General features: G+C 56.4%; 26 protein-coding genes and 1 tRNA gene. 12 read left to right on the forward strand and 15 right to left on the reverse strand.

The genetic code is table 11. From position 1 onward, the window contains the following. Positions 1–115 precede the first annotated feature (115 nt). Both PMI31_RS03965 and PMI31_RS03970 read left to right on the forward strand, forming a co-directional pair. Positions 116–415, forward strand: a complete 300-nt coding sequence (locus PMI31_RS03965; RefSeq protein WP_008016384.1) for a hypothetical protein — start codon at positions 116–118, stop codon at positions 413–415. Between the two features lie 292 nt (positions 416–707). Then, on the forward strand, positions 708–920 hold the full coding sequence (locus PMI31_RS03970) for a cold-shock protein (RefSeq protein ID WP_003179963.1): 213 nt from the start codon (positions 708–710) through the stop codon (positions 918–920). 70 nt (positions 921–990) lie between these two features. Here the strand turns inward: PMI31_RS03970 and PMI31_RS03975 are convergent, their stop codons facing one another. Both PMI31_RS03975 and PMI31_RS03980 read right to left on the reverse strand, forming a co-directional pair. Then, complete coding sequence (locus PMI31_RS03975) at positions 991–1,311, reverse strand: I78 family peptidase inhibitor (protein WP_008016386.1); 321 nt, start codon at positions 1,309–1,311, stop codon at positions 991–993. 165 nt (positions 1,312–1,476) lie between these two features. Then, a complete protein-coding gene (locus tag PMI31_RS03980) occupies positions 1,477–1,782 on the reverse strand; it encodes a hypothetical protein (RefSeq protein WP_007975706.1) in 306 nt (101 codons plus the stop codon). Between the two features lie 131 nt (positions 1,783–1,913). Here PMI31_RS03980 and PMI31_RS03985 point away from each other — a divergent pair, with 131 nt between their 5' ends. Beyond that, positions 1,914–2,105, forward strand: coding sequence for a hypothetical protein (locus PMI31_RS03985; RefSeq protein ID WP_008016387.1), 192 nt, complete (start codon positions 1,914–1,916; stop codon positions 2,103–2,105). A gap of 54 nt (positions 2,106–2,159) precedes the next feature. Here the strand turns inward: PMI31_RS03985 and PMI31_RS03990 are convergent, their stop codons facing one another. The 8 genes from PMI31_RS03990 to PMI31_RS04025 form a co-directional block, all read right to left on the reverse strand. After that, complete coding sequence (locus PMI31_RS03990) at positions 2,160–3,188, reverse strand: nucleoside hydrolase (protein ID WP_008016388.1); 1,029 nt, start codon at positions 3,186–3,188, stop codon at positions 2,160–2,162. Positions 3,189–3,231: 43 nt separating this feature from the next. After that, entirely contained in the window at positions 3,232–3,636 is a 405-nt protein-coding gene (gene rbsD, locus PMI31_RS03995) for a D-ribose pyranase (protein ID WP_008016390.1), read from the reverse strand. Further along, entirely contained in the window at positions 3,633–4,550 is a 918-nt protein-coding gene (rbsK, locus tag PMI31_RS04000; RefSeq protein WP_043302187.1) for a ribokinase, read from the reverse strand. The genes rbsD and rbsK overlap by 4 nt, the downstream gene beginning before the upstream one ends. 75 nt (positions 4,551–4,625) lie before the next feature. Beyond that, positions 4,626–5,645: a LacI family DNA-binding transcriptional regulator gene (locus tag PMI31_RS04005; RefSeq protein WP_008016392.1), complete on the reverse strand. Its 1,020-nt coding sequence runs from the start codon at positions 5,643–5,645 to the stop codon at positions 4,626–4,628. Between the two features lie 3 nt (positions 5,646–5,648). Further along, positions 5,649–6,626: an ABC transporter permease gene (locus PMI31_RS04010; protein WP_008016394.1), complete on the reverse strand. Its 978-nt coding sequence runs from the start codon at positions 6,624–6,626 to the stop codon at positions 5,649–5,651. Beyond that, positions 6,623–8,176, reverse strand: coding sequence for a sugar ABC transporter ATP-binding protein (locus tag PMI31_RS04015; protein ID WP_008016395.1), 1,554 nt, complete (start codon positions 8,174–8,176; stop codon positions 6,623–6,625). The genes PMI31_RS04010 and PMI31_RS04015 overlap by 4 nt, the downstream gene beginning before the upstream one ends. A 55-nt stretch (positions 8,177–8,231) precedes the next feature. After that, positions 8,232–9,188, reverse strand: coding sequence for a sugar ABC transporter substrate-binding protein (locus PMI31_RS04020; RefSeq protein ID WP_008016396.1), 957 nt, complete (start codon positions 9,186–9,188; stop codon positions 8,232–8,234). 194 nt (positions 9,189–9,382) lie between these two features. Next, positions 9,383–9,841, reverse strand: coding sequence for a hypothetical protein (locus PMI31_RS04025; RefSeq protein WP_008016397.1), 459 nt, complete (start codon positions 9,839–9,841; stop codon positions 9,383–9,385). Positions 9,842–10,191: 350 nt separating this feature from the next. On the opposite strand from PMI31_RS04025, the gene PMI31_RS04030 reads away from it, so the two are divergent. The 3 genes from PMI31_RS04030 (at position 10,192) to PMI31_RS04040 (ending at position 12,426) form a co-directional block, all read left to right on the forward strand. Further along, positions 10,192–11,280, forward strand: coding sequence for an asparaginase (locus tag PMI31_RS04030; protein ID WP_008016399.1), 1,089 nt, complete (start codon positions 10,192–10,194; stop codon positions 11,278–11,280). Positions 11,281–11,462: 182 nt separating this feature from the next. Further along, positions 11,463–11,732 (forward strand): DUF1654 domain-containing protein, encoded by a 270-nt coding sequence (locus PMI31_RS04035; protein WP_043302188.1) that lies wholly within the window; start codon positions 11,463–11,465, stop codon positions 11,730–11,732. 4 nt (positions 11,733–11,736) lie between these two features. Continuing rightward, positions 11,737–12,426, forward strand: coding sequence for an endonuclease (locus PMI31_RS04040; protein WP_008016401.1), 690 nt, complete (start codon positions 11,737–11,739; stop codon positions 12,424–12,426). Between the two features lie 86 nt (positions 12,427–12,512). On the opposite strand, the gene PMI31_RS04045 is transcribed toward PMI31_RS04040, so the two are convergent. Continuing rightward, positions 12,513–12,878 carry a hypothetical protein gene (locus PMI31_RS04045; protein ID WP_008016402.1) on the reverse strand — a complete coding sequence of 122 codons (366 nt, stop codon included), beginning with the start codon at positions 12,876–12,878 and terminating at the stop codon, positions 12,513–12,515. Between the two features lie 250 nt (positions 12,879–13,128). Between PMI31_RS04045 and csrA the strand changes: the two genes are divergently transcribed. Further along, complete coding sequence (gene csrA, locus PMI31_RS04050) at positions 13,129–13,320, forward strand: carbon storage regulator CsrA (RefSeq protein ID WP_007975691.1); 192 nt, start codon at positions 13,129–13,131, stop codon at positions 13,318–13,320. A gap of 175 nt (positions 13,321–13,495) precedes the next feature. Here csrA and PMI31_RS04055 read toward each other — a convergent pair whose 3' ends face one another. Further along, entirely contained in the window at positions 13,496–13,951 is a 456-nt protein-coding gene (locus PMI31_RS04055) for a DUF2214 family protein (protein WP_008016403.1), read from the reverse strand. 204 nt (positions 13,952–14,155) lie between these two features. On the opposite strand from PMI31_RS04055, the gene PMI31_RS04060 reads away from it, so the two are divergent. Continuing rightward, positions 14,156–14,908: a carbonic anhydrase gene (locus PMI31_RS04060; protein WP_008016404.1), complete on the forward strand. Its 753-nt coding sequence runs from the start codon at positions 14,156–14,158 to the stop codon at positions 14,906–14,908. 75 nt (positions 14,909–14,983) lie between these two features. On the opposite strand, the gene PMI31_RS04065 is transcribed toward PMI31_RS04060, so the two are convergent. Then, positions 14,984–15,178 (reverse strand): hypothetical protein, encoded by a 195-nt coding sequence (locus PMI31_RS04065; protein ID WP_007993363.1) that lies wholly within the window; start codon positions 15,176–15,178, stop codon positions 14,984–14,986. A gap of 251 nt (positions 15,179–15,429) precedes the next feature. Here PMI31_RS04065 and PMI31_RS04070 point away from each other — a divergent pair, with 251 nt between their 5' ends. Beyond that, the gene (locus PMI31_RS04070; RefSeq protein WP_008016405.1) at positions 15,430–15,636 is read left to right on the forward strand and encodes a hypothetical protein; all 207 of its coding nucleotides are present in this window, start codon (positions 15,430–15,432) and stop codon (positions 15,634–15,636) included. A 384-nt stretch (positions 15,637–16,020) separates the two neighbouring features. Here the strand turns inward: PMI31_RS04070 and PMI31_RS04075 are convergent, their stop codons facing one another. Further along, entirely contained in the window at positions 16,021–17,217 is a 1,197-nt protein-coding gene (locus PMI31_RS04075; RefSeq protein WP_008016406.1) for an acyltransferase family protein, read from the reverse strand. Between the two features lie 635 nt (positions 17,218–17,852). Between PMI31_RS04075 and PMI31_RS30695 the strand changes: the two genes are divergently transcribed. Together PMI31_RS30695 and PMI31_RS30700 are read left to right on the forward strand one after the other, a co-directional pair. Continuing rightward, on the forward strand, positions 17,853–18,065 hold the full coding sequence (locus tag PMI31_RS30695) for a hypothetical protein (protein WP_008016407.1): 213 nt from the start codon (positions 17,853–17,855) through the stop codon (positions 18,063–18,065). 59 nt (positions 18,066–18,124) lie between these two features. Beyond that, a complete protein-coding gene (locus PMI31_RS30700) occupies positions 18,125–18,346 on the forward strand; it encodes a hypothetical protein (protein WP_157213259.1) in 222 nt (73 codons plus the stop codon). An 84-nt stretch (positions 18,347–18,430) separates the two neighbouring features. Here PMI31_RS30700 and PMI31_RS04085 read toward each other — a convergent pair. Next, positions 18,431–18,507: transfer RNA gene (locus PMI31_RS04085), tRNA-Val, on the reverse strand. Positions 18,508–18,691: 184 nt separating this feature from the next. Between PMI31_RS04085 and PMI31_RS04090 the strand changes: the two genes are divergently transcribed. After that, complete coding sequence (locus PMI31_RS04090) at positions 18,692–19,975, forward strand: NAD(P)/FAD-dependent oxidoreductase (protein WP_008016408.1); 1,284 nt, start codon at positions 18,692–18,694, stop codon at positions 19,973–19,975. Positions 19,976–20,057 lie beyond the last annotated feature (82 nt).

Here is a 20,057-nt window from a genome sequence, read left to right on the forward strand (position 1 = left end):
CATTCAGACCGCGAAGATTTCCTTACTCTTTTGGCGCAGAGTGAACTTGAGATGTACGAGTCGCCTCAAATTGACTGAGAATCGCCACAGATACCGACCCCAAGGAGTTCATGTCATGCGCCTTATCCGTCTTTTTGCCGTTGCCGCCCCACTCGCCCTGCTGCTGCCGCTGAGCGCCCACGCGGCCTGGCCTGCGGGCGTGAAAGCGCAATACATGGGCGATTGCACAAAAGCCGCAAGCCAAAGTATTAATCCGGCCGAAGCAAAGAAACACTGCGCATGCGGCGCCGATGTGCTGGAAAAGAAATTCACCACACAAGAGATCGCGCAACTGATGGACAAAAACAACCCGCCCAGCGCTGAACTGGGCCAGCGCGCCCTGAAAGAAATCTCGGTGTGCAGAGTCCAGAAATAGAGCTTCGCAGGACGTTTTTTGAGGAATCCGGGGGCCTAAAACAGCCAAATATCGGCTGATTCACATAATTTACGCAGCTTTTATGGGTTTTTTTAATCCCCTATTTTGCAGCGCAAACCCCCTGAAACCGGGGCTCACAGCCATTCATGACGGTGAAAGACGTGCAATATGAAAGCAAACAACGCGTCTGGGGGGCTCCCAAAGCGAACATTTCGACTATGATACCCGGGTGTGCCCAGTTGGCCTGAGCAGCACAGTACTACTGAAAATATATGTTTCTTGGAGATACACCATGTCTAATCGCCAAACCGGCACCGTTAAATGGTTCAACGATGAAAAAGGCTTCGGCTTCATCACTCCTCAAGGTGGCGGTGACGACCTGTTCGTACACTTCAAAGCTATCGAAAGCGACGGTTTCAAAAGCCTGAAAGAAGGCCAGACTGTTTCCTTCGTGGCTGAGAAAGGCCAAAAGGGTATGCAAGCTGCTCAAGTTCGCCCAGAGTAATTTCCAGGCGCACTAAAAAAACCCCGTCCATGTGACGGGGTTTTTTATGGGTGAAACAAAAGCCGAAGGATCAGCCGCAGTTGACGCGGGTGACCACCCTATTGGCATCGGTGTTCAGGTTCAGGCGATCGGAACGGTACTCCAGCGTCACCATATCGGTTGGCAGCAGGAACCGTGCGTGTTGCGCCCCTGCGCGAGTACGCGCCTGCTCAAGCAGCTGCGGCGATGCCTGTTTGCCGATGGTGAACTCGGCAGCCTTTGCCTCACAGCGACTGTGTCCCGTGTCAGTCGTCGCAACATCAGCGGTTGCCGACTCCGTAGAGGCAGTGCTGCAACCGGCCAGCGTGGCAACGGCCAGCAAAGTACCCAATGACGCGAGCTTCCAAGGCATGAAGCCTCCTTATTCAATGATTAAGCTGAGATCGTGCGACAACCAGACTGGCGTTTGGTTTCACAGGGAGCACCGGCACCCTGCCCATGATCCGGACGAGCCGCGATTCTGCCTGAGCGTCGCCCTGCCCTTGATCACTGAATCGTGACTGAATATGAACGAAGCTCAATAGACGTCGATATAGTCGTAAGGCGGATTGGGCCAGTTCTCTTTCAAGGCATTGAATATCTGCATGACCCAGACCTCATCGCTGGCCGCGACCCGCCCGACATAACCGGAACCTTTGGCCCAGGTTTCGAGACGAAACAACAACCCGTCGATATCGGTACCGCCCACGACACCCGAGGAGATATAGGCAATGCCTCCTTTGGTGACCCGCAACTGAGTATGCTCATCGTCACTGGCACCGGCCAGCAACTGACGCACGGCCTCAAGGGTCAGGCCATCAGGAGAGTTCAGATCGATCTGCACAGCGCGTTCCTTGAATATTCGTCAGAGACCAAGTGTCGCATAGCCCACCTTTGCTGCCTAAGTCGGCGTGTCAAAAGCCCCGCAAAATGGTTAACTCGGCACTCAGACTTCCCGATTTAACGAGTGCCAATATGACCACCGTAAGCATCGACGCTGACATCAAGGCCAAATGGCAGGACGGCCACAGCTCCTACAGCCCAAGCAGCACGGAAGAGCTTGCCATTATCGGTATCGACCTGCTGGTCAGGGATCTTGGAACCGAAGCCGCCCAATCGTTCATCGAGCAGATTTTCGAGAAACACCTGTCAGACCAGAAGGCCTGAGCTGTCAGCGGGCGGGAGTGAAACCCGCAGGCACGCACCTGCGGGACATGGCGCTTACTTCAGACGAGCCAGACGCTCGGTCAGCAGGTCGAAGAAGCCCTGGGCATCGCCGCTTTCAACCCAGAAGGCATTCCTTGGCGCTTTCAAGCCGTCATACCAGTCAACGATGGTTTGTCCAAAGGTCGGTCCTTCGCGGCTGTCGACAACCACGTTGACCGAACGACCGCTGAACAACTGCGGCTTGAGCAGGTAAGCGACCACCGTGGCGTCATGCACCGGGCCGCCCGGAATGCCGTAGTGCTCCATGTCGCCCTTGATGTATTCATTGAGAATGTCGCCCACCAGCCGGCCGGCATTGTTGTTCAGTGCCGCAATCTGTTTCAGGCGCGCTTCGCTGGTGAGGATCTTGTGGGTCACATCCAGCGGCAGGTAGGTCAACTTCACGCCACTCTTGAGCACCACTTCGGCGGCGTGCGGATCGGCGAACAGGTTGAACTCGGCCACCGGCGTGATGTTGCCGCCATTGAAGTGCGCACCGCCCATGACCACCACTTCCTTGATGCCCTGGACGATACCCGGCTCCTGGATCAGCGCCAGGGCCAGATTGGTCTGCGGGCCAAGCATGGCGATCGTGATGCTGTGGGGCCTGGCCGATTTAAGGGTATCAATCAGATAAGTGATGGCGCTGCCCTGGGCCAGGCCTTGCCTGGGCTCATGCACGGCAATGCCCGACAACCCTTCCTTGCCATGAATGTCCTCGGCGTAGATGGGGGAACGCATCAGGGGCTTCGGCGCCCCCGCATAGACCGGCACCTCTTCACGCCCCGCCCATTCCCGGGCCAATCGCGCATTGCGCGAAGTCTTGTCCAGGCGAACGTTGCCCGCAACGGTGGTCAATGCCCGAACATTCAGCTCGTCAGGCGATGCCAGGGCGAACAACAAGGCAACGATATCGTCAGCCCCCGGATCGGCGTCGATGATCAAATCGATCTTTTGTGCCGCCTGGGCGCTCGTAGCGGTAATCAGGGCCAAAATCAGCAGACTCCGGAGCAGTTGGTGCAGTTTCTGAGCATAGCGATACATGGCGCACTCCTTGTGCATGGAAAATCAAAAAGCAGACAGCCAGTCAAAACGTAACCCCGGCGACCAGCACAATGTTGCAATACGGCTGGCACTCGCCCGTACGAACAATCGCCCTCGCCTGCCGGCTCAGGACCTTGAACTGGTCATGGGTGAGCACCTCACGCCGCCCCAATGCGCCTTCGCCGTTCAGTTCTTCCAGCGCTATCAGGGGCGACGGTTTTTTATCGAAGATTTCCTGCGCCAGTGCGTGGCTTTCGACTTGCATCTCACTGAGCACGACCTTCAAGGTGCTGACAAAATCCGGAATGCCATGGGTCAAGGCCAGGTCGATCAATTCAACGCCCGGAGGAACCGGCAGCCCCGCATCCCCGATAACGACCTTGTCGCCATGCCCCAATGAGGCGATCAGCCGCGACAGTGCAATGTTGAGCAATGGTGTCTTTTTCATGGAGTTTTAAACGCCTTTACATCGCTCAAGGCGGGAATCGAAGGTTGCGCGCCGGCACGGGTGACCGACAGCGCCGCAGCCACCTGCCCGAAGCGAATCGCCTGTGCCTCGTCTTTACCCGCGGCCAGCGCCGCAGCGAAACCGCCCACGAACGTATCGCCCGCCGCCGTGGTATCGACAGCCTTTACGGCGGGTGCGGGGAAATGCTCGAAGCGCTGGCCATCGGTAAACAGCGAGCCTTGCGCACCGAGGGTGATGATCACCTTGCCGGCGCCCAGGGCAATCAGACAGCTTGCTGCGGCTTGCGCGGTCTCCAGGGAGTCCACCGACAGACCGCTCAGGGCCGACGCTTCGCTCTCATTAGGAATCAGGTAATCGATAGACGCGTACCAGTCCGATGGCAGCGGACGGCTGACCGGTGCCGGGTTGAGGATAACCGTCTTGCCCAGCTCGCGGCCACGCTTGAGCGCATGGCCAACAGAAGCATCGGGCACTTCCAGCTGACAGATGAGCACGTCCGCCGCCTGTATCACCGAATCAAAACGGTCAATGGCCTCAGCGGTCAATGCACCGTTGGCACCGGGAACGATCACGATGGCGTTCTGGCTGCTGTCGTCGACCACAATCAACGCCACGCCGCTGGAGCCGTCGACGGTGCTGACCGCCTGACAATCGATCCGCTCGACCAATAGCGCCTCGCGTAGCGCCTCACCATACGCGTCATTGCCCACGCACCCGATCATCGATACCTGGGCCCCCAACCGCGCGGCAGCCACGGCCTGATTGGCGCCCTTGCCGCCGGAGACGGTGGCAAAGGAATCACCAATCAGCGTTTCACCCCCCTTGGGCAAGCGCGGCGCCCGGGTCACCAGGTCCATGTTCAAACTGCCTATTACCACTACTTTTGCTGGCATACATTGCTACTCATCGATTCTGTTTCGGCGGCGCTGTTGGTTTAGCGGCTTTCTATTTTCAACGGCTCTCTGTTTTCAACGGAATTGGGCAAACACACCGGCCAGTGGCGCAGTCGATTCACGTATGACAATACTCGGCGTCACAATCCGCTGATCGGTCATCAGGTCCGGCGTGGCAATTCGCCGTAAAAGCACTTCGGCGGCCATTTCGCCGAGTTGCAGGATCGATTGCCCCACCGTGGTCAACGACGGATAGACATACCGACTCATCTGGATATCGTCGAAGCCGATCACCGACAACTCGCTCGGTACGCGAATATTGCGCTCGGCGGCGGCCCGCAGCACACCGATGCCAATCATGTCGTTGGCCGCAAAAATGGCGCTAGGCGGATTGCTTTCCAGCAAAACCGTGGCAGCACTGTAGCCGCCGGTGCTGGTGAAATCGCTTTCCAGCATGCGCCCGGGAGAGACTTCGACGCCCGCCTCTTTCAAGGCCCGGCAATAACCCGCCAGACGCATCTGCGCCACACTGGTGTTTTCCGGCCCACTGATCGTGGCGATATCCCGGTGCCCCAACTCCAGCAGGTGCCGCGTCGCCAGGTACGCGCCGTATTCATGGTCGATGCGCACCAGGTCCGCATCGACACCGTCCAGTCCGCGGTCGACGAACACCATGGGTGTGCGGACGCCTTTCAGGCCTTGCGCCAGACCACTGTCTCCGCCGGCCGAGGCGACAATCAGGCCGTCGATGCGCTTTTCCAACAGCACACGCAGGTAGCTGCGCTGCTTGTCCGGATTGTCGTCGGAGTTGCACAGGATGACGCAGTAACCATTTCGCTCGCAGTAATCCTCGATGCCCCTGGCCAGTTCGGCGAAATACGGGTTGAGGCTGTTGGGCACCAACAGACCGATGGTCGCTGTGGTTTTGGCCTTGAGTGAACGGGCCACGGCACTGGGAACGTAGTCGAGGGTCTTGATCGCCGCCTCGACCTTGATCCGCACCTCTTCACTGACCGGGCGGGTCTTGTTCACCACATGGGACACCGTGGTGTAGGAAATGCCCGCAAGAGCTGCCACATCTTTGATAGTCGCCATGACTCAGGTCCGCCGGCTTGCGCGTTGACTGCGATAAGTGTCCAGTACAACCGCCACCACAATCACCGCGCCGGTAATGATGCGCTTGGTCGGCTCGGTTGCCCCGATCTGCGCCAGCCCCGCGGCCAGTACGGAAATGATCAGGACGCCAAAAAACGTGCTGATCACCGAGCCGCGCCCGCCCATCAGGCTGGTCCCGCCGATCACCACGGCCGCAATCACTTGCAACTCAAGACCGGAACCGGCGTTCGGGTCCGCGGCTTCCAGGCGAGAAATCTGAAACAACGCGGCAATACCGGCCAGCAACCCCATCAGGCTGAAGACCAGGATCTTGTAAGGCTTCGGATTGATCCCCGCCAGCCGTACGGCCTCTTCGTTGGTGCCGATCCCTATCAGGTAGCGACCGAATACCGTGCGGGTCAACACGGCCTGAGCGATGAAAATGATCAGCAACGCGATGATGAACGACGGCGAAATGCCGAAGGCGATCGGATTGGACAGCCAGGCGAACGCATCGCCGATGTAGGCCGTACGCGAACCGGTCATCTGGTACGCCACCCCGCGAGCCATTTCCAGCACGCCCAGGGACACGATGAATGACGGTATCCGCCATGCCACAGTGATCGAACCGGTGATGGTACCGGCGAGCGCCGCGATGGCCATGCCCAGCAGCGCCGCCGGCAGAACGCCCCAGCCCCAGCCAAGAATCGCCACGCTGACGGTCGAGGCCGCCAGCGCCAGCACCGAGCCTACCGACAGGTCGATGCCACCGATGATCAACACGAAGGTCATGCCGACCGCCAGCACCATCAGGTCTGGAATCTGGTTCGCCAGGGTACTGAAAGTGTCGTACGAGAGGAAATGACTGCTCAGCACCGAGAACAGCACGATCATCGCCAACAAGGCACCCGCCAGGCCCAGATAGGTGCCCAGGCCGTAGAAGCTGGCATTGCGTTTGCCGGCGAAAGAAGCGGTATTCATGGAAGATCCCTAGGCGCGGCTTCAAAGAGCTGCGCATCACGTTTTTGGTAGCCGGCGAAAGCCGCGGCAAGCAACTCATCCTGGGTCCAGCTGTCGCGATCGAATGTATCGATCAGGCGCCCCGCCGAGAGCACACCGATCCGGTCGCAGATCAGCATCAGCTCACGCAAGTCGCTGGAGACCACCACCAGCGCCTTGCCCTGGCGGGTCAACTCACCGAGCAGGTTGTAGATATCGAACTTGGCGCCGACGTCGATGCCCCGGGTCGGCTCGTCGAACAGCAGCACCGAGCAATCACGCTCCAGCCAGCGGCCGATGACGACTTTCTGCTGATTGCCGCCGGACAGCTCGGACACCAACTGTGCCGGACCGGAGCTGCGAATGCGCATGGCGTCAATCTGACGCTGGGCCAGGGCGCTTTCCTTATCGTTGTCGACAAAGCCCGCACCGGAGATGCCGGGCATGTTGCCCAAGGCGATATTGGCGCCGATCGATTGCGTCAACAAAAGGCCTTCGCCCTTGCGATCCTCAGTGATCAACGCGATGCCATGACCAACCGCATCCACCGGCGAGCGAATGCTGACGACTTGCGCCGGCGCGCCCAGGGCGATCGTGCCGCTGTCGGCGATATCGGCACCGAAGATCAGACGCAGCAACTCGGTGCGCCCCGCGCCGATCAAACCGGAAATGCCGAAAATCTCACCGGCCCGGACTTCGAACGACACGTCGCGAACCTTGTCGGCACGGGACAGGCCCTTGACCGTCAACATCGGAGCGCCAATCTTGCGCACGCCCATATCGATGTGTTCGCCGAGCTCGCGCCCGACCATCAAGGTGACCAGTTGCTCGCTGCTGTAGTTGGCCATCGGCGCAACACAGACCAGGTTGCCATCGCGTAGCACGGCAATGCGTTGCGCGACCTGCGCCAACTCTTCGAGGCGATGGGAGATGTAGATGATCGATACGCCGCGAGCCTGCAGGCGGGTGATCTGCTCGAACAGCATTTCAACTTCGCGCGCAGTAAGCATCGCCGTCGGCTCATCGAGAATCAGCACCTGACAATCGCCAATCAGGTTGCGGGCGATCTCGACCATTTGCTGATGGCCGATGCCCAGCTCACCGACCAGGGTGTCCGGGTCAATGGCATCGAGCCCGACCTGAGCCATGGCCTCGATGGCAGCCTTGCGTAACTGCTTGCGACTGATCCAGCCACCGTTGCTGGGCAGATTGTGCAGAAACAGGTTTTCCGCCACCGACAAGGTCGGCAGCAGATTGAGTTCCTGCATGACCATGCGGATACCCAGCTCTTCAGCCTGAGCCCGGCTACCCGGACGATAGTCCTGCCCTTGGAACTGCATCTGACCGGTGGTCGGTGTGACCAGCCCGCCAATAATCTTCGAAAGCGTGCTTTTGCCTGCGCCGTTCTCGCCAGTCAACGCCAGCACTTCACCGCGCATGAGCGTCAGGTCGATGCCGGCCAGAACCGGTTGGGCGTAGGTCTTACCGATACCGCTGACCGAGAGAACAGCGCTCGGAGTGGAAGCTGACATAAAAACTCTCCATGCGCTCGTCCGGCTGGACGAACGCCATTGCGTCGCCAGAAGGCTACTTGGTGACCAGCTCTACCGGCGTTTCGATCACGCCATTGGCGCCGCCGTCGACCTTATCGCCCTTGAGAATTTTCAATGCCGTCTCGATGCCGAACACCGCTTGTCTGGCCGCAAACTGGTCCGCCGTGGCCAGCACACGACCATCCTTGAGCATTGGCTGGATCGCGTTGATGTTGTCGTAGCCGACCACTTGCACCTTGCCGGCCTTGCCAGCGGCGCGCACCGCAGACACCGCACCGACCGCCATGCTGTCGTTGCCGGCCAACAGGGCCTTGGTTTGCGGGTATTCACTGAGAATCGACGCGGCCACCTTGTTACCTTTGTCGATCTCCCAGTCACCGGATTGCAGGGACACGACCTTGATCTGTGCCGCTTCCATCGCATCCTTGAAACCCGCGGTCCGCTGCTGGGCGTTGGTGGTGGTGGACACGCCTTCGATGATGCCGACTTCGTCACCGGCCTTCAGTTGTTTGGCCAGGTAATCGCCCACCAGTCGTGCGCCCTTGCGGTTGTCCGGGCCTACGAACGGAACGTTGATGTTTTTGCTTTTGACGACGCTGGGGTCCAGCTGATTATCGATGTTGATCACGGTGATGCCGGCATCGATGGCTTTCTTGATCACCGGAACCATGGCTTTGGAATCTGCCGGCGCAATGACCAGTGCATTGACCTTGGCCAGGATCATTTGCTCGACGATGCGCGTCTGGCCTGCGGTGTCGGTTTCATCCTTGATGCCGTTGGAGATGAGGTCGAATTCGCCGGAGTGATCCTTCTGGTAGGCCTTGGCGCCGTCCTCCATCGTCAGGAAGAACTCGTTGGCCAGGGATTTCATGACCAGTGCGACTTTCGGTTTTTCAGCGCTTTCAGCAAAAGCCGAAGAGACAGGCAGTGCAGCGGATGCGGCAGCCAGCATAGCGACAGCGAGAAGACGTCCAGCGAATGGCAGCTTCATGGGTTCACTCCGATCTTATGATTATTGTGAGCAACGCTTGCGCTGGCGTGAGCTTCACGACCCACTGCGATGAATAGTCATCATTGGAGCCGCGCAAACGTTTGCGTGAACCGAACTATGCGAACCCTGCCACTATTTGTCAACGACCTGAAAAATGCTTTCAAAGATGTTCTGCGAAAAAAACCGCATTCAGCTCATGCCGTAGTGTTGACCACCGATCCCGTGCCAGAACCCTTGGTCAGCTCTTTGATCAGACTCGCACTCACTTGCAGGATGGCGCCGTTGGTTTCGGCAACCTGCCCCTGAATGGCCGCTACCGCGGTGGTCTTGGCTTGCGGAGTCGGATAGGACGCCGCCTGGGCCTGCGCCAGTTGCTGCTGTTGCTCACGCAATTGCTGCTGCAGCTCCTTCAGACGTTTAAGCAAGACCTTCACCGCAACACTGGTGTTATCGCTGGTTTCCGTTTCGGCCTGTGCGCCGGCACTTTCTCCCAGACCTGGCGGGCCCGTTTTAACCTGGGTGCCGCCTTCCTTTGCACCCAGCGCTTGAGCAGCCACATCCTCTGTCGCATCGCCCAAAGCACGAGTGGTTGTCGCAGACTTTCCCCCGATGGTGATGCCCGCGGCATTTGGGAAACCAATAGATAACGACATGCGAACTCCTGCAAAAAAAGATCCCTTGAAGGAGCATCGACCGACGCACGCATTTCTTTAGTCGTTAACGACGATTCGATGCGTTGGAGTTTTAAACAGGGCTGCCTTCAGTTTCGGAGAGCCGAACGTAAAAGCCAAACATGTTCGGCGATCCGAACATCCAGACTCGAAATCACATCGGACACAAACAGCAATACCATTACAAATCATTAAGTTACGCGTGTTTTTCGATTCAAAGTATTGCTGGTACGGATCCTGCTCTTCCCCTTGCACCCCAGCGTTCAGATTCGCCTGGGGCGTATCTAGATGAACTTGCATCAGCACCGTCTCACAACTAGAAGAGAAAAATAATGACATCTGCACTCAAGACCTTTGTTCCGGGCGCCTTGGCCCTCCTGCTGCTTCTGCCCACTGCCCTTCAGGCCAAAGAAGCCGAAACCCGACAGAAACTGGCCAACGTGGTGATCCTGGCCACCGGCGGCACCATTGCCGGCGCGGGCGCCAGCGCCGCCAACAGCGCGACCTATCAAGCGGCGAAAGTCGGCATTGAACAGTTGATCGCCGGCGTTCCCGAGCTGAGCCAATTGGCTAACGTTCGCGGCGAACAAGTCATGCAAATTGCCTCCGAAAGCATCACCAACGAAAACCTGCTGCAGCTGGGTCGCCGCGTAGCCGAGCTGGCCGACAGCAAAGACGTTGATGGCATCGTGATCACCCACGGCACCGACACCCTGGAAGAAACCGCATACTTCCTGAATCTGGTGGAAAAAACCGAGAAGCCGATCATTGTCGTGGGCTCCATGCGCCCGGGCACCGCGATGTCCGCCGATGGCATGCTGAACCTGTATAACGCTGTGGCCGTGGCCAGCAGCAAAGACGCACGGGGCAAAGGTGTGCTGGTGACCATGAACGACGAAATCCAGTCGGGTCGCGATGTCAGCAAAATGATCAACATCAAGACCGAAGCGTTTAAAAGTGCCTGGGGTCCGCTGGGCATGGTGGTAGAAGGCAAATCCTACTGGTTCCGCCTGCCGGCCAAGCGTCACACCATGGATTCCGAATTCGACATCAAGACCATCAAGAGTCTGCCTGACGTCGAGATCGCCTACTCCTATGGCAACGTCAGCGACACTGCTTACAAGTCCCTGGCTCAGTCCGGCGCCAAAGCCATCATCCACGCCGGCACCGGCAATGGCTCGGTATCGTCGCGAGTGGTCCCTACCCTGCAAGCCCTGCGCAAGGATGGCGTGCAGATCATTCGCTCCTCCCATGTCAACGCCGGCGGTTTTGTATTGCGCAACGCCGAACAGCCTGACGATAAATACGACTGGGTCGTGGCTAACGATCTGAACCCGCAAAAGGCCCGGATCCTGGCGATGGTCGCGCTGACCAAAACCAATGACAGCAAAGAGCTGCAGCGGATGTACTGGGAATACTGATTTGCTCTCGCCCGACCGGACCCGGTCGGGCACCCAGTGCGCCACTCGCCAGCCCTGGCGAGTGGCTGCCACTCGATCTGACAAAAAAACTCCCTTCGCCTTACGCCAAATGCAACAAACCGCTGTCAGAGGATTTTCTTGATTTTTAAGCAGTTGCGAAATGGCCTACAGTTAAATACTGTATGCACGTACAGCTTAATAAGGATAATTCCGTGGACACCACCTCTACCTCTCCTGACACCTATGTACGCATGGGCCTGCGCGTTCAGAAAATCATCAACTCCCCCACTGCACAAAAGGCCAGGGCAGCGCTGATCTTCCGCCTTCCCGATGAGCCGGTGGATGAATGGGAACGCTTGCTGGAGGAAATCGACGAGAACGACAACGTCACCCTCGCCTATCGCGACGATGGCGGCGTGCAGATTTTCTGGGTTGTGCCGAAGGAAGATTGAGTCGATGAGTGTCCGCTGGTTTGCTTTGTTGTTTCTGTTTCTTGCCATGGGCGCGCAAGCCGACGCTCCGCGCACCTTCACCGAAGCGAAAAAGGTGGCATGGAAGCTCTACGCCCCCCAATCCACCGAGTTTTACTGTGGCTGCAAGTACACCGGCAACCGGGTGAACCTGGCCGCCTGCGGTTATGTGCCACGTAAAAATGCCAAACGCGCATCCCGCATCGAGTGGGAGCATATCGTTCCGGCCTGGCAAATCGGTCATCAACGCCAGTGCTGGCAAGAGGGCGGTCGCAAGAACTGCACCCTCTACGACCCGGTTTACCAGAAGGCCGAGGCTGATTTGCACAACCTGGTGCCCAGCATTGGCGAGGTCAATGGCGATCGCAGCAACTTCAGTTACGGCTGGCTGCCCGAGCAGTCGGGGCAATATGGTTCCTGCCTGACCCAGATCGACTTCAAGGCCAGGAAAGTCATGCCCCGCCCTTCGGTTCGCGGCATGATCGCCCGCACCTACTTCTATATGAGCAAGCAGTATGGCTTGCGCCTGTCGAAACAGGATCGGCTACTGTACGAAGCCTGGGACAAAACCTATCCGGTACAGGCCTGGGAGCGCCAACGCAACCAGAGCGTGGCGTGCGTCATGGGGCGCGGCAACGAGTTCGTCGGCCCGGTAGACATGAAGGCCTGCAGCTGAATCCAGACTACATCTGAATCAAAAAAGGCCTCGGAGCTGAACACCCGAGGCCTTTTTTGTTACGTCAACGTCTGCGCTACACAATGTTATTGAGCAGCCGGACGCTCGAGCACCAGCAATTCGATGTTCTGTTTCTTGGAGCGAGTGAGCGCCGCACGGACTTCATCCTGCTTGGCTTCGGCCTCGGCTTTCGAATTGAACGGCCCCATCAGGATTCGCGTACTGCCATTGTCCTTGACCACGCTGGACATGAAACTGTGCTCGATCAGCCAGCCACTCAGATCGCTGACCGCCTGCGGGGTTTCACCTCGCACTTCAAGATCCCATTGCGGGCCGGACACTGGCGCAGGTACGGCAGCCATGGCCGACTTGGGCTTCGGCGCATCTACACGGCTGCCCTCGCCACATCCCGCCAGTGCCAATATCGCGATGACCAGAACCATTTTGCGCACGACGCTTCCCTCCAAATGCATAAAGCGGCGATTTTAACACCCATGAATACTTCAGGAGTGCCGTAAAATGGGCTCAAAACTACGAGAATGATGGTTGCGGCCTCTGTATAGTTACGCCTTGGGAATTAATGTCGCATCTGCGCGTCAGAAAGAGGCACCCAAACCGTGAAACTTCGCACTAATCTATACATACCACCGACCTCTGCACTGTCCGAATCAGGTGCCCCACATAGCAATCAAGGAGAAGACCATGCTGATACTCACCCGCAAAGTCGGTGAAAGCATAAATATAGGTGATGACATTACGATCACCATCCTGGGCGTAAGCGGCCAGCAAGTCAGGATCGGCATCAACGCTCCGAAGGACGTTGCAGTGCATCGTGAAGAAATTTACCAGCGCATTCAGGCCGGCCTGACCGCCCCGGAAAAGCCGCAATCCTGAATTCTGTTGCAGTCAGTAGCCAGCCCGTTCAGTCCGGAATCACGGCTGGCTAAAGATTCAGCATCGCTTCGCTTTCCCACACATGCTTCCAGGGGTCGATACTAGCGACAAACTCAACGCCTTGGTTGTCAGACTTTTCTGGTTTTTTCCAAGGAAGGACGCGCGCTCTCCGTGGCTAACCGAACATCACTCCACGCGCCATGCCAGTCGCCGCCACGACCATCAACAACACCAGCAGCGCCTCGACATGACTGATCCGTGCAAACAGCTTCGCACGTCCAGTATCGACAGCCACTTTACGGCCCAGCGCTATCCGCCATTTGATCAACGTCACCATTGGCGCAATTTCCAGTAGCAGGATCAGGACGAACAGCGTCATCTTCAGATGAAACAGCGGCTGATGCAGGTAATAGTCCGTGCCTTTCTCGTACCCGCCAAAGGCCCGCATCACCCCGCTGATCAGTAAGACGACAGCTGAAATACCCCAGATATTGTCCGCTATCAGAACACTGCGCACTTCTGCGGCCCCATCGGCCAAACGCCGAAAAGCGCTGCCTCGAACCAACACCGCCCACACCCCCAAGGCAACTGCCAGAAGATGAACCGCCGCTAGTAACCAGTGAGTCAGCATCGAGAAGCTCCTGCCAGATCGAAGTTGTATGAGCCTGTCAGTAGTAGCCCATGAAATGGCTGCTTGCACGGCATCCGCGGACAATGCCCGGAACACAATATGACAGACCAACTAGACTCCACTGCGCTGGTATTGAGCATCCGCGGCAGTAGCAGCCCCCAACAGCAACTCACTCTCACCTCATTGAACTGAGTAAACAAAATCATGTGTAAATCATGTGATTCAAGCTCTGCTTCAAACACAACAGGCCGTCGTCGCTTTCTTCAATTTGCCGGATTGAGCGCAGGCGCCCTGCTGCTGACCGGTACTCTGCCCGGCCAGATCATCCAGGCAGCCGAAAAAGCGTCAGCCCCACCAAAACCTCAAAACGTAATCAGTCCCGATATGGCGTTGAAAAGACTGATGGAGGGCAATGAACGATATGTAAGCGGTACTTCCACGACTCATGATTTCAAGGCTGAGCGAGAGGCCCTGGTATCCGGTCAAAATCCGTTTGTGGCAGTACTGAGCTGCTCTGACTCACGGATCGCCCCGGAATACGCGTTTGACACCGCGCGCGGCGATCTTTTCTCCATCCGCGTCGCGGGCAACTTCGTGACTCCGGAAGGCCTGGCCAGTCTTGAATACGGGGTTGCCGTACTTGGCGCCCCGTTGATTCTCGTACTGGGACATGAGAGCTGCGGCGCCATCGAGGCAGGTATCAAGGCTGTGAAGGATCATACGGTTTTCCCCGGCCATATTCCGAAACTGACTGATGCACTCAAGTCCGCTATCGAGACAGTGCTGAAGCAACCCGGGAGCCTGATGGAAAACGCCACCGCACAGAACGTCAAAAACTCTGTCAACAGCCTGAAACAGGCCTCGCCCTTGCTGACCGATGCGCAGAGCAAGGGCATGCTGAAGATCGTGGGAGGTATCTATCGCCTGGCGAGTGGCAAGGTAGAGCTGATCGCCTGAACCGCAATACGCACATCGCCCGCATCGGAGCACACCCTCCCATGCAAAGAGCCCAGCGCGGTGGCTGGGCTCTGTTTATCTTCGGTTTTCCATCATTTTGTCAGCAAGGGTTTTGGCCCTCTCGATCAACAGGTTTTGCCTGTCTTCGTGAGTAGCCCCGCCAACAACCGGGGCAGTCAAATTGCTTTCGGCAATCAATGCAGCGCAGAAGTATTGATCCCAAACAGTCTTGTCCACAGATGCCTGCTTGATGATTTGATCGGCGTTCATGGGCGGCTCCTTTCAATGAGGCAGCACTATTAGTTTACGCCGGAATGACAAAGAAACCGGGCTATCACCCACAGTGGCCCGCCATTCGTCGCCTGCGAAAATCCAACGAAGAAATCACTCGCATCCGTGGCTTGAGGATTGCAAAGTACGCGCGTAGCCGCGCCGGAACGACATGATTCTGACGCAGCAGCCATTCAATCAATGCTTAAGGACTCCAGCGATACGCTTGGTCAGTCACCGGGAGATGTAACGTGTCAACGCTCAACGAAATCGCAATGAACCACGCGAGAATGGCTAAGGAAAAGGCAGCAGAGTCGACCGAGCTGAGCGAGCGACACCTCCAGATAGTAGGAAGCTTCGAGGTAGCGCCCATTGAAATACAGCAGAACATCCCGATGCACATGATCGCTGGAGCACAGGAGGGCCATCACGGCCTTGCGGCGACCTTTGCCCTCTGACCTTCCTGGAGGCAGGCGACGATCTGAACGATTTACACGGTCACCACTCCCACCCGGTTAATGCCCTGGCCCGACAACGCATGGATGTGGACATACTGTAAAAATTCGACGCAACAAAAAAGGGCCCACCTTTCGGTGAGCCCTTCCAGACCGCCCAGCAGAGCGGATTTTGTTTGGTAGGCGCGATTGGACTCGAACCAACGACCCCCACCCTGTCAAGGTGACCGGAAAATAGATCTAACATACTGACCTATAAGAGAAAACGTATATTTTCGATCACTTTCGAAACCGCCACATCACCCTATAAGAATCAATAAGTTAACGTTGTATATTCCTACAGCAGTCTTCCCCCCACGCTCTGCTACTACGCCTTAATGACTTTGATCAGCGAACTCTCAATCCTGCTATTACGTTGGTTTTCTTGGCTCTGATCCAATCCGTCAACGGCCCGGTCATTTTCATTGCTGGCCTCTCTATGAACCTAAAAGTCAAACCACAAATCAAAATCAACACAGGAGTTAGAGTTACGATCACTCCCCAGTACTGACTGGGACTCAACGCTTTCCCAAGCGAAGCACCAATCACCAATCTGAAAGCCACAAAAAGAACCAGTCCGTGGAGGAGGTAAATACTGTATGCCATTTCCCCCATCACTCGGGAGACTTTGCTATTCAGCACACCAAAAATACTATTACCTCCAGCAATAAAACAAAACACAATCACTAAAAGAAATTTAGCCTGCACATAATCATATACGGATGGATACATTGTTACGACATAGACAGCTAAAACAAGCACAATTAATGTAGCCCACCTCGAAACTGCAACAGCCCTAAAACTCTCAAATCTCACTAGAATCGCTGCAACCATACCCCCTAGAAATAGCCAATAAAAACTACCTGCCAGATACAAATAACCAAAGGCATACATCGACAGCACACTTAACAAAAGATATTTGACAGGCGGCCAAACCCCAATCGCGAGAGCAATAAGAGGAAGCGCCATATAAAAGGTCCACTCATAGGGCAACGTCCATGTCACGCCTGCGTTGACAACGTAAGTGCCTGGAAAACCATTAATATCCGGCACACCAAAATATATGGTAAAACCCAACCATTTAAGACACGCACCTATTAGCTCCGAAAAAGAATCTGTTTGATTTTCTTTGGTGACCCACCCCACAATCGAGAACAACAAGATCATCGAAAAAAAATAAAGCGGTGTCAGCCTTAAAAATCGAGATACATACAAGCGAAGCCAATCTACTCCACGCCCGCGATCATCCATTATCTTTGAAAAAAAGAGAAACCCCGTTATCATAAAAAACAGCGACACTCCCACCTGCCCGAAGTGAACAAACAAGCGCAACGGCGGAGCAACCCAAGCGCCAGTTTGCAAATAATAATACCAAATACAAGAGTGATGTAAGAAAACAAAAAAAGCCAGATACCCCCGCAAACCGTCAATCGTCAAAAAACGCCCATGAGAAGAAGGTGGCGGTAACTGACTAGATATAGCAAGAGTCGATAGCAACGCAAAAGCAACAGCTACTATCGCGGCATACGCGCTAATTATTTCCACTTAGATTATTCTCTCACTAAAATCGTAATAGGCGGTCTTTAAGATTATATTTTTACACCATCAGCGAATAGCCGTCCCTCGTTACATCACACACCGAAAAACGACGACATCTCCCAGTGCTTTGGACTACTTGCATGCTCGTAGCCGGCATGCACCAAAGCTTTTCGTAACAGTTTCTCACAACACCTCAACTCCCGTCGCCCCTCCAAACCATTCCACCCACATTTCAAAAACCGACTCACCCTGGAAGCCGCCACCATGGATCTGTCGAACCGGGTCGAGCAGGTAGCCTATGTTTTCGCCCCCCCCCGATATTCGCCGACTCCTAGCCCGCCCAGCTTCTGTAAGCCTCCAGGGGTTAGGGAGGCCAGCCAAGCATGCCACTTACGATGCTTTGATTGATATGAAGCCGTCTTGTCATGTGCTTGCCAAGGGTGAAGACCTAGCCCCTTCAAGCGGTAAGAGCGACACCCGTAAGCAGATGAGGAAGCGTGAAGGCTTCTTTCTCGTTCTCGGTACGCTCCTTGAGTCTCTCCACTGGTTTGGATGAGGTACTCACGAGCCTGTTTGCAGCAGTGCCTATGCCACAAACTCTTGCCACAGCCCCTCAGACTGCCTTCACAGGGATAAACACCATGACGCCCCCCGAACCAATCAAGCCTAAACCGGACACTTACGACGAAGCCCATGCAGCGAATGAGAAAGCAAAAGAGCAACTCAATCAGAAAATCGAGCAATGTCTTCACGCTGGGGGACTTTGGCCAACAGAGGCCGACTATAAGGTCTGGATAGATGCAGCAGATGCACTGCGTAAAGTCGGACAGGCGCCCCAGGAGGCGGTGGAATAGAAAAGTGACAGTTACACCCGGCCAATGGGATCTGCTATCAGTTCAAAGCTGCGCTCACCGTGAGTGAGCGTTTGATGTTGTTCAATTTCTCCCATGACACGCCATTCTTTCCATATTTCATCAATGTCCTCGGAGCATTAGCTTTCTTTAAAGACTTTGAAGACAAAGACTTTGAAGACCCAAGAGCATCCCCGACGCAATCATCGAAAACATTCAAGCGAACTGCATCCAAAGCTGCGACGCTCACATTGCCGAGTGTGAACGAACCCTATATTTTGTGAACGTTTTGATGAAATCCAAGACAACAAAAAAGGGCCCACCTTTCGGTGAGCCCTTCCAGACCGCCCAGCAGAGCGGATTTTGTTTGGTAGGCGCGATTGGACTCGAACCAACGACCCCCACCATGTCAAGGTGGTGCTCTAACCAACTGAGCTACGTGCCTGCTGTGAGGCGGCATTCTACGGAATTCCGGAGGGGTGTCAACACCTTTTTTCGAGCTAACCCTATGAATATGCAAAATATTTAATTTCACAGGTACAAAGAAGATTTTCCGGGTGGCTGGCGGCCGATTTTCAACTCGGGTAGGATCAACGCACTCGTAAAATATATTAAACAGAGGCTGCAGGATGGCGAACACCCCCTACCCAGAGTCCTACTACGCCGCATCGGCCAATGCGGTTCCGCCGCGCCCGGCGTTGCAGGATGACGTCGAGACCGATGTCTGCGTGATTGGCGCCGGTTATACGGGGCTGTCCTCTGCCCTGTTCCTGCTGGAGAACGGCTTCAAGGTCACGGTGCTCGAAGCCGCCAAGGTGGGTTTCGGGGCGTCCGGGCGCAATGGCGGCCAGATCGTTAACAGCTATAGCCGCGATATCGATGTCATCGAGCGCACAGTCGGCCCCAAGCAGGCGCAGTTGCTGGGACAGATGGCGTTCGAGGGTGGGCGAATCATTCGTGAGCGGGTCGCCAGGTACAACATTCAGTGCGACTTGAAGGACGGTGGCGTGTTCGCCGCGATGACCGCCAGGCAGATGGGTCATCTCGAATCCCAGAAGCGCCTGTGGGAGCGTTTCGGACACACCCAGCTTGAGCTGATGGATCAACGCCGCATCCGCGAAGTGGTGGCGTGCGATCAATACGTCGGCGGCATGCTCGACATGAGTGGCGGACACATCCATCCGCTCAACCTGGCACTGGGAGAGGCGGCAGCGGTCGAGTCCCTGGGCGGAACGATTTACGAGCAGTCACCGGCCATACGCATCGAGCGCGGCGCCACCCCGGTGGTGCACACGCCGCAAGGCAAGGTCAGGGCCAGGTTCATCATCGTCGCCGGCAACGCTTATCTGGGCAATCTGGTGCCGGAACTGGCCGCCAAGTCGATGCCTTGTGGCACTCAAGTGATTACCACCGAGCCACTGGGCGATGAACTGGCGAAAACCCTGCTGCCACAGGATTACTGCGTCGAAGACTGCAACTACTTGCTTGACTACTACCGCCTCAGCGGTGACAAGCGCCTGATTTTCGGTGGCGGCGTGGTATACGGCGCGCGGGATCCGGCGAACATCGAAGCAATCATTCGACCGAAGATGCTCAAGGCGTTCCCGCAGCTCAAGAACGTGAAGATCGATTACGCGTGGACGGGCAACTTCCTGCTGACCCTGTCGCGCCTGCCTCAGGTCGGACGCCTGGGCGACAACATCTACTATTCCCAGGGCTGCAGCGGCCATGGCGTGACCTACACGCACCTGGCGGGCAAGGTTCTGGCCGAAGCCCTGCGTGGCCAGGCCGAGCGTTTTGACGCGTTTGCCGACCTGCCTCACTACCCGTTCCCCGGCGGACAAATGCTGCGTACCCCGTTCGCGGCGCTGGGTGCCTGGTACTACGGATTGCGGGACAAGCTCGGCGTTTGAGGATTTGCAGGAGCTGGCTTGCCAGCGAAGGCGTTTCGTCGGCCAACATTGTTGTTGGCCATGACGTCCTTTTCGCTGGCAA

It is taken from the genome of Pseudomonas sp. GM55 (assembly GCF_000282395.1).
In the GTDB taxonomy this organism is placed as follows: Bacteria; Pseudomonadota; Gammaproteobacteria; order Pseudomonadales; family Pseudomonadaceae; genus Aquipseudomonas; species Aquipseudomonas fluorescens_CC.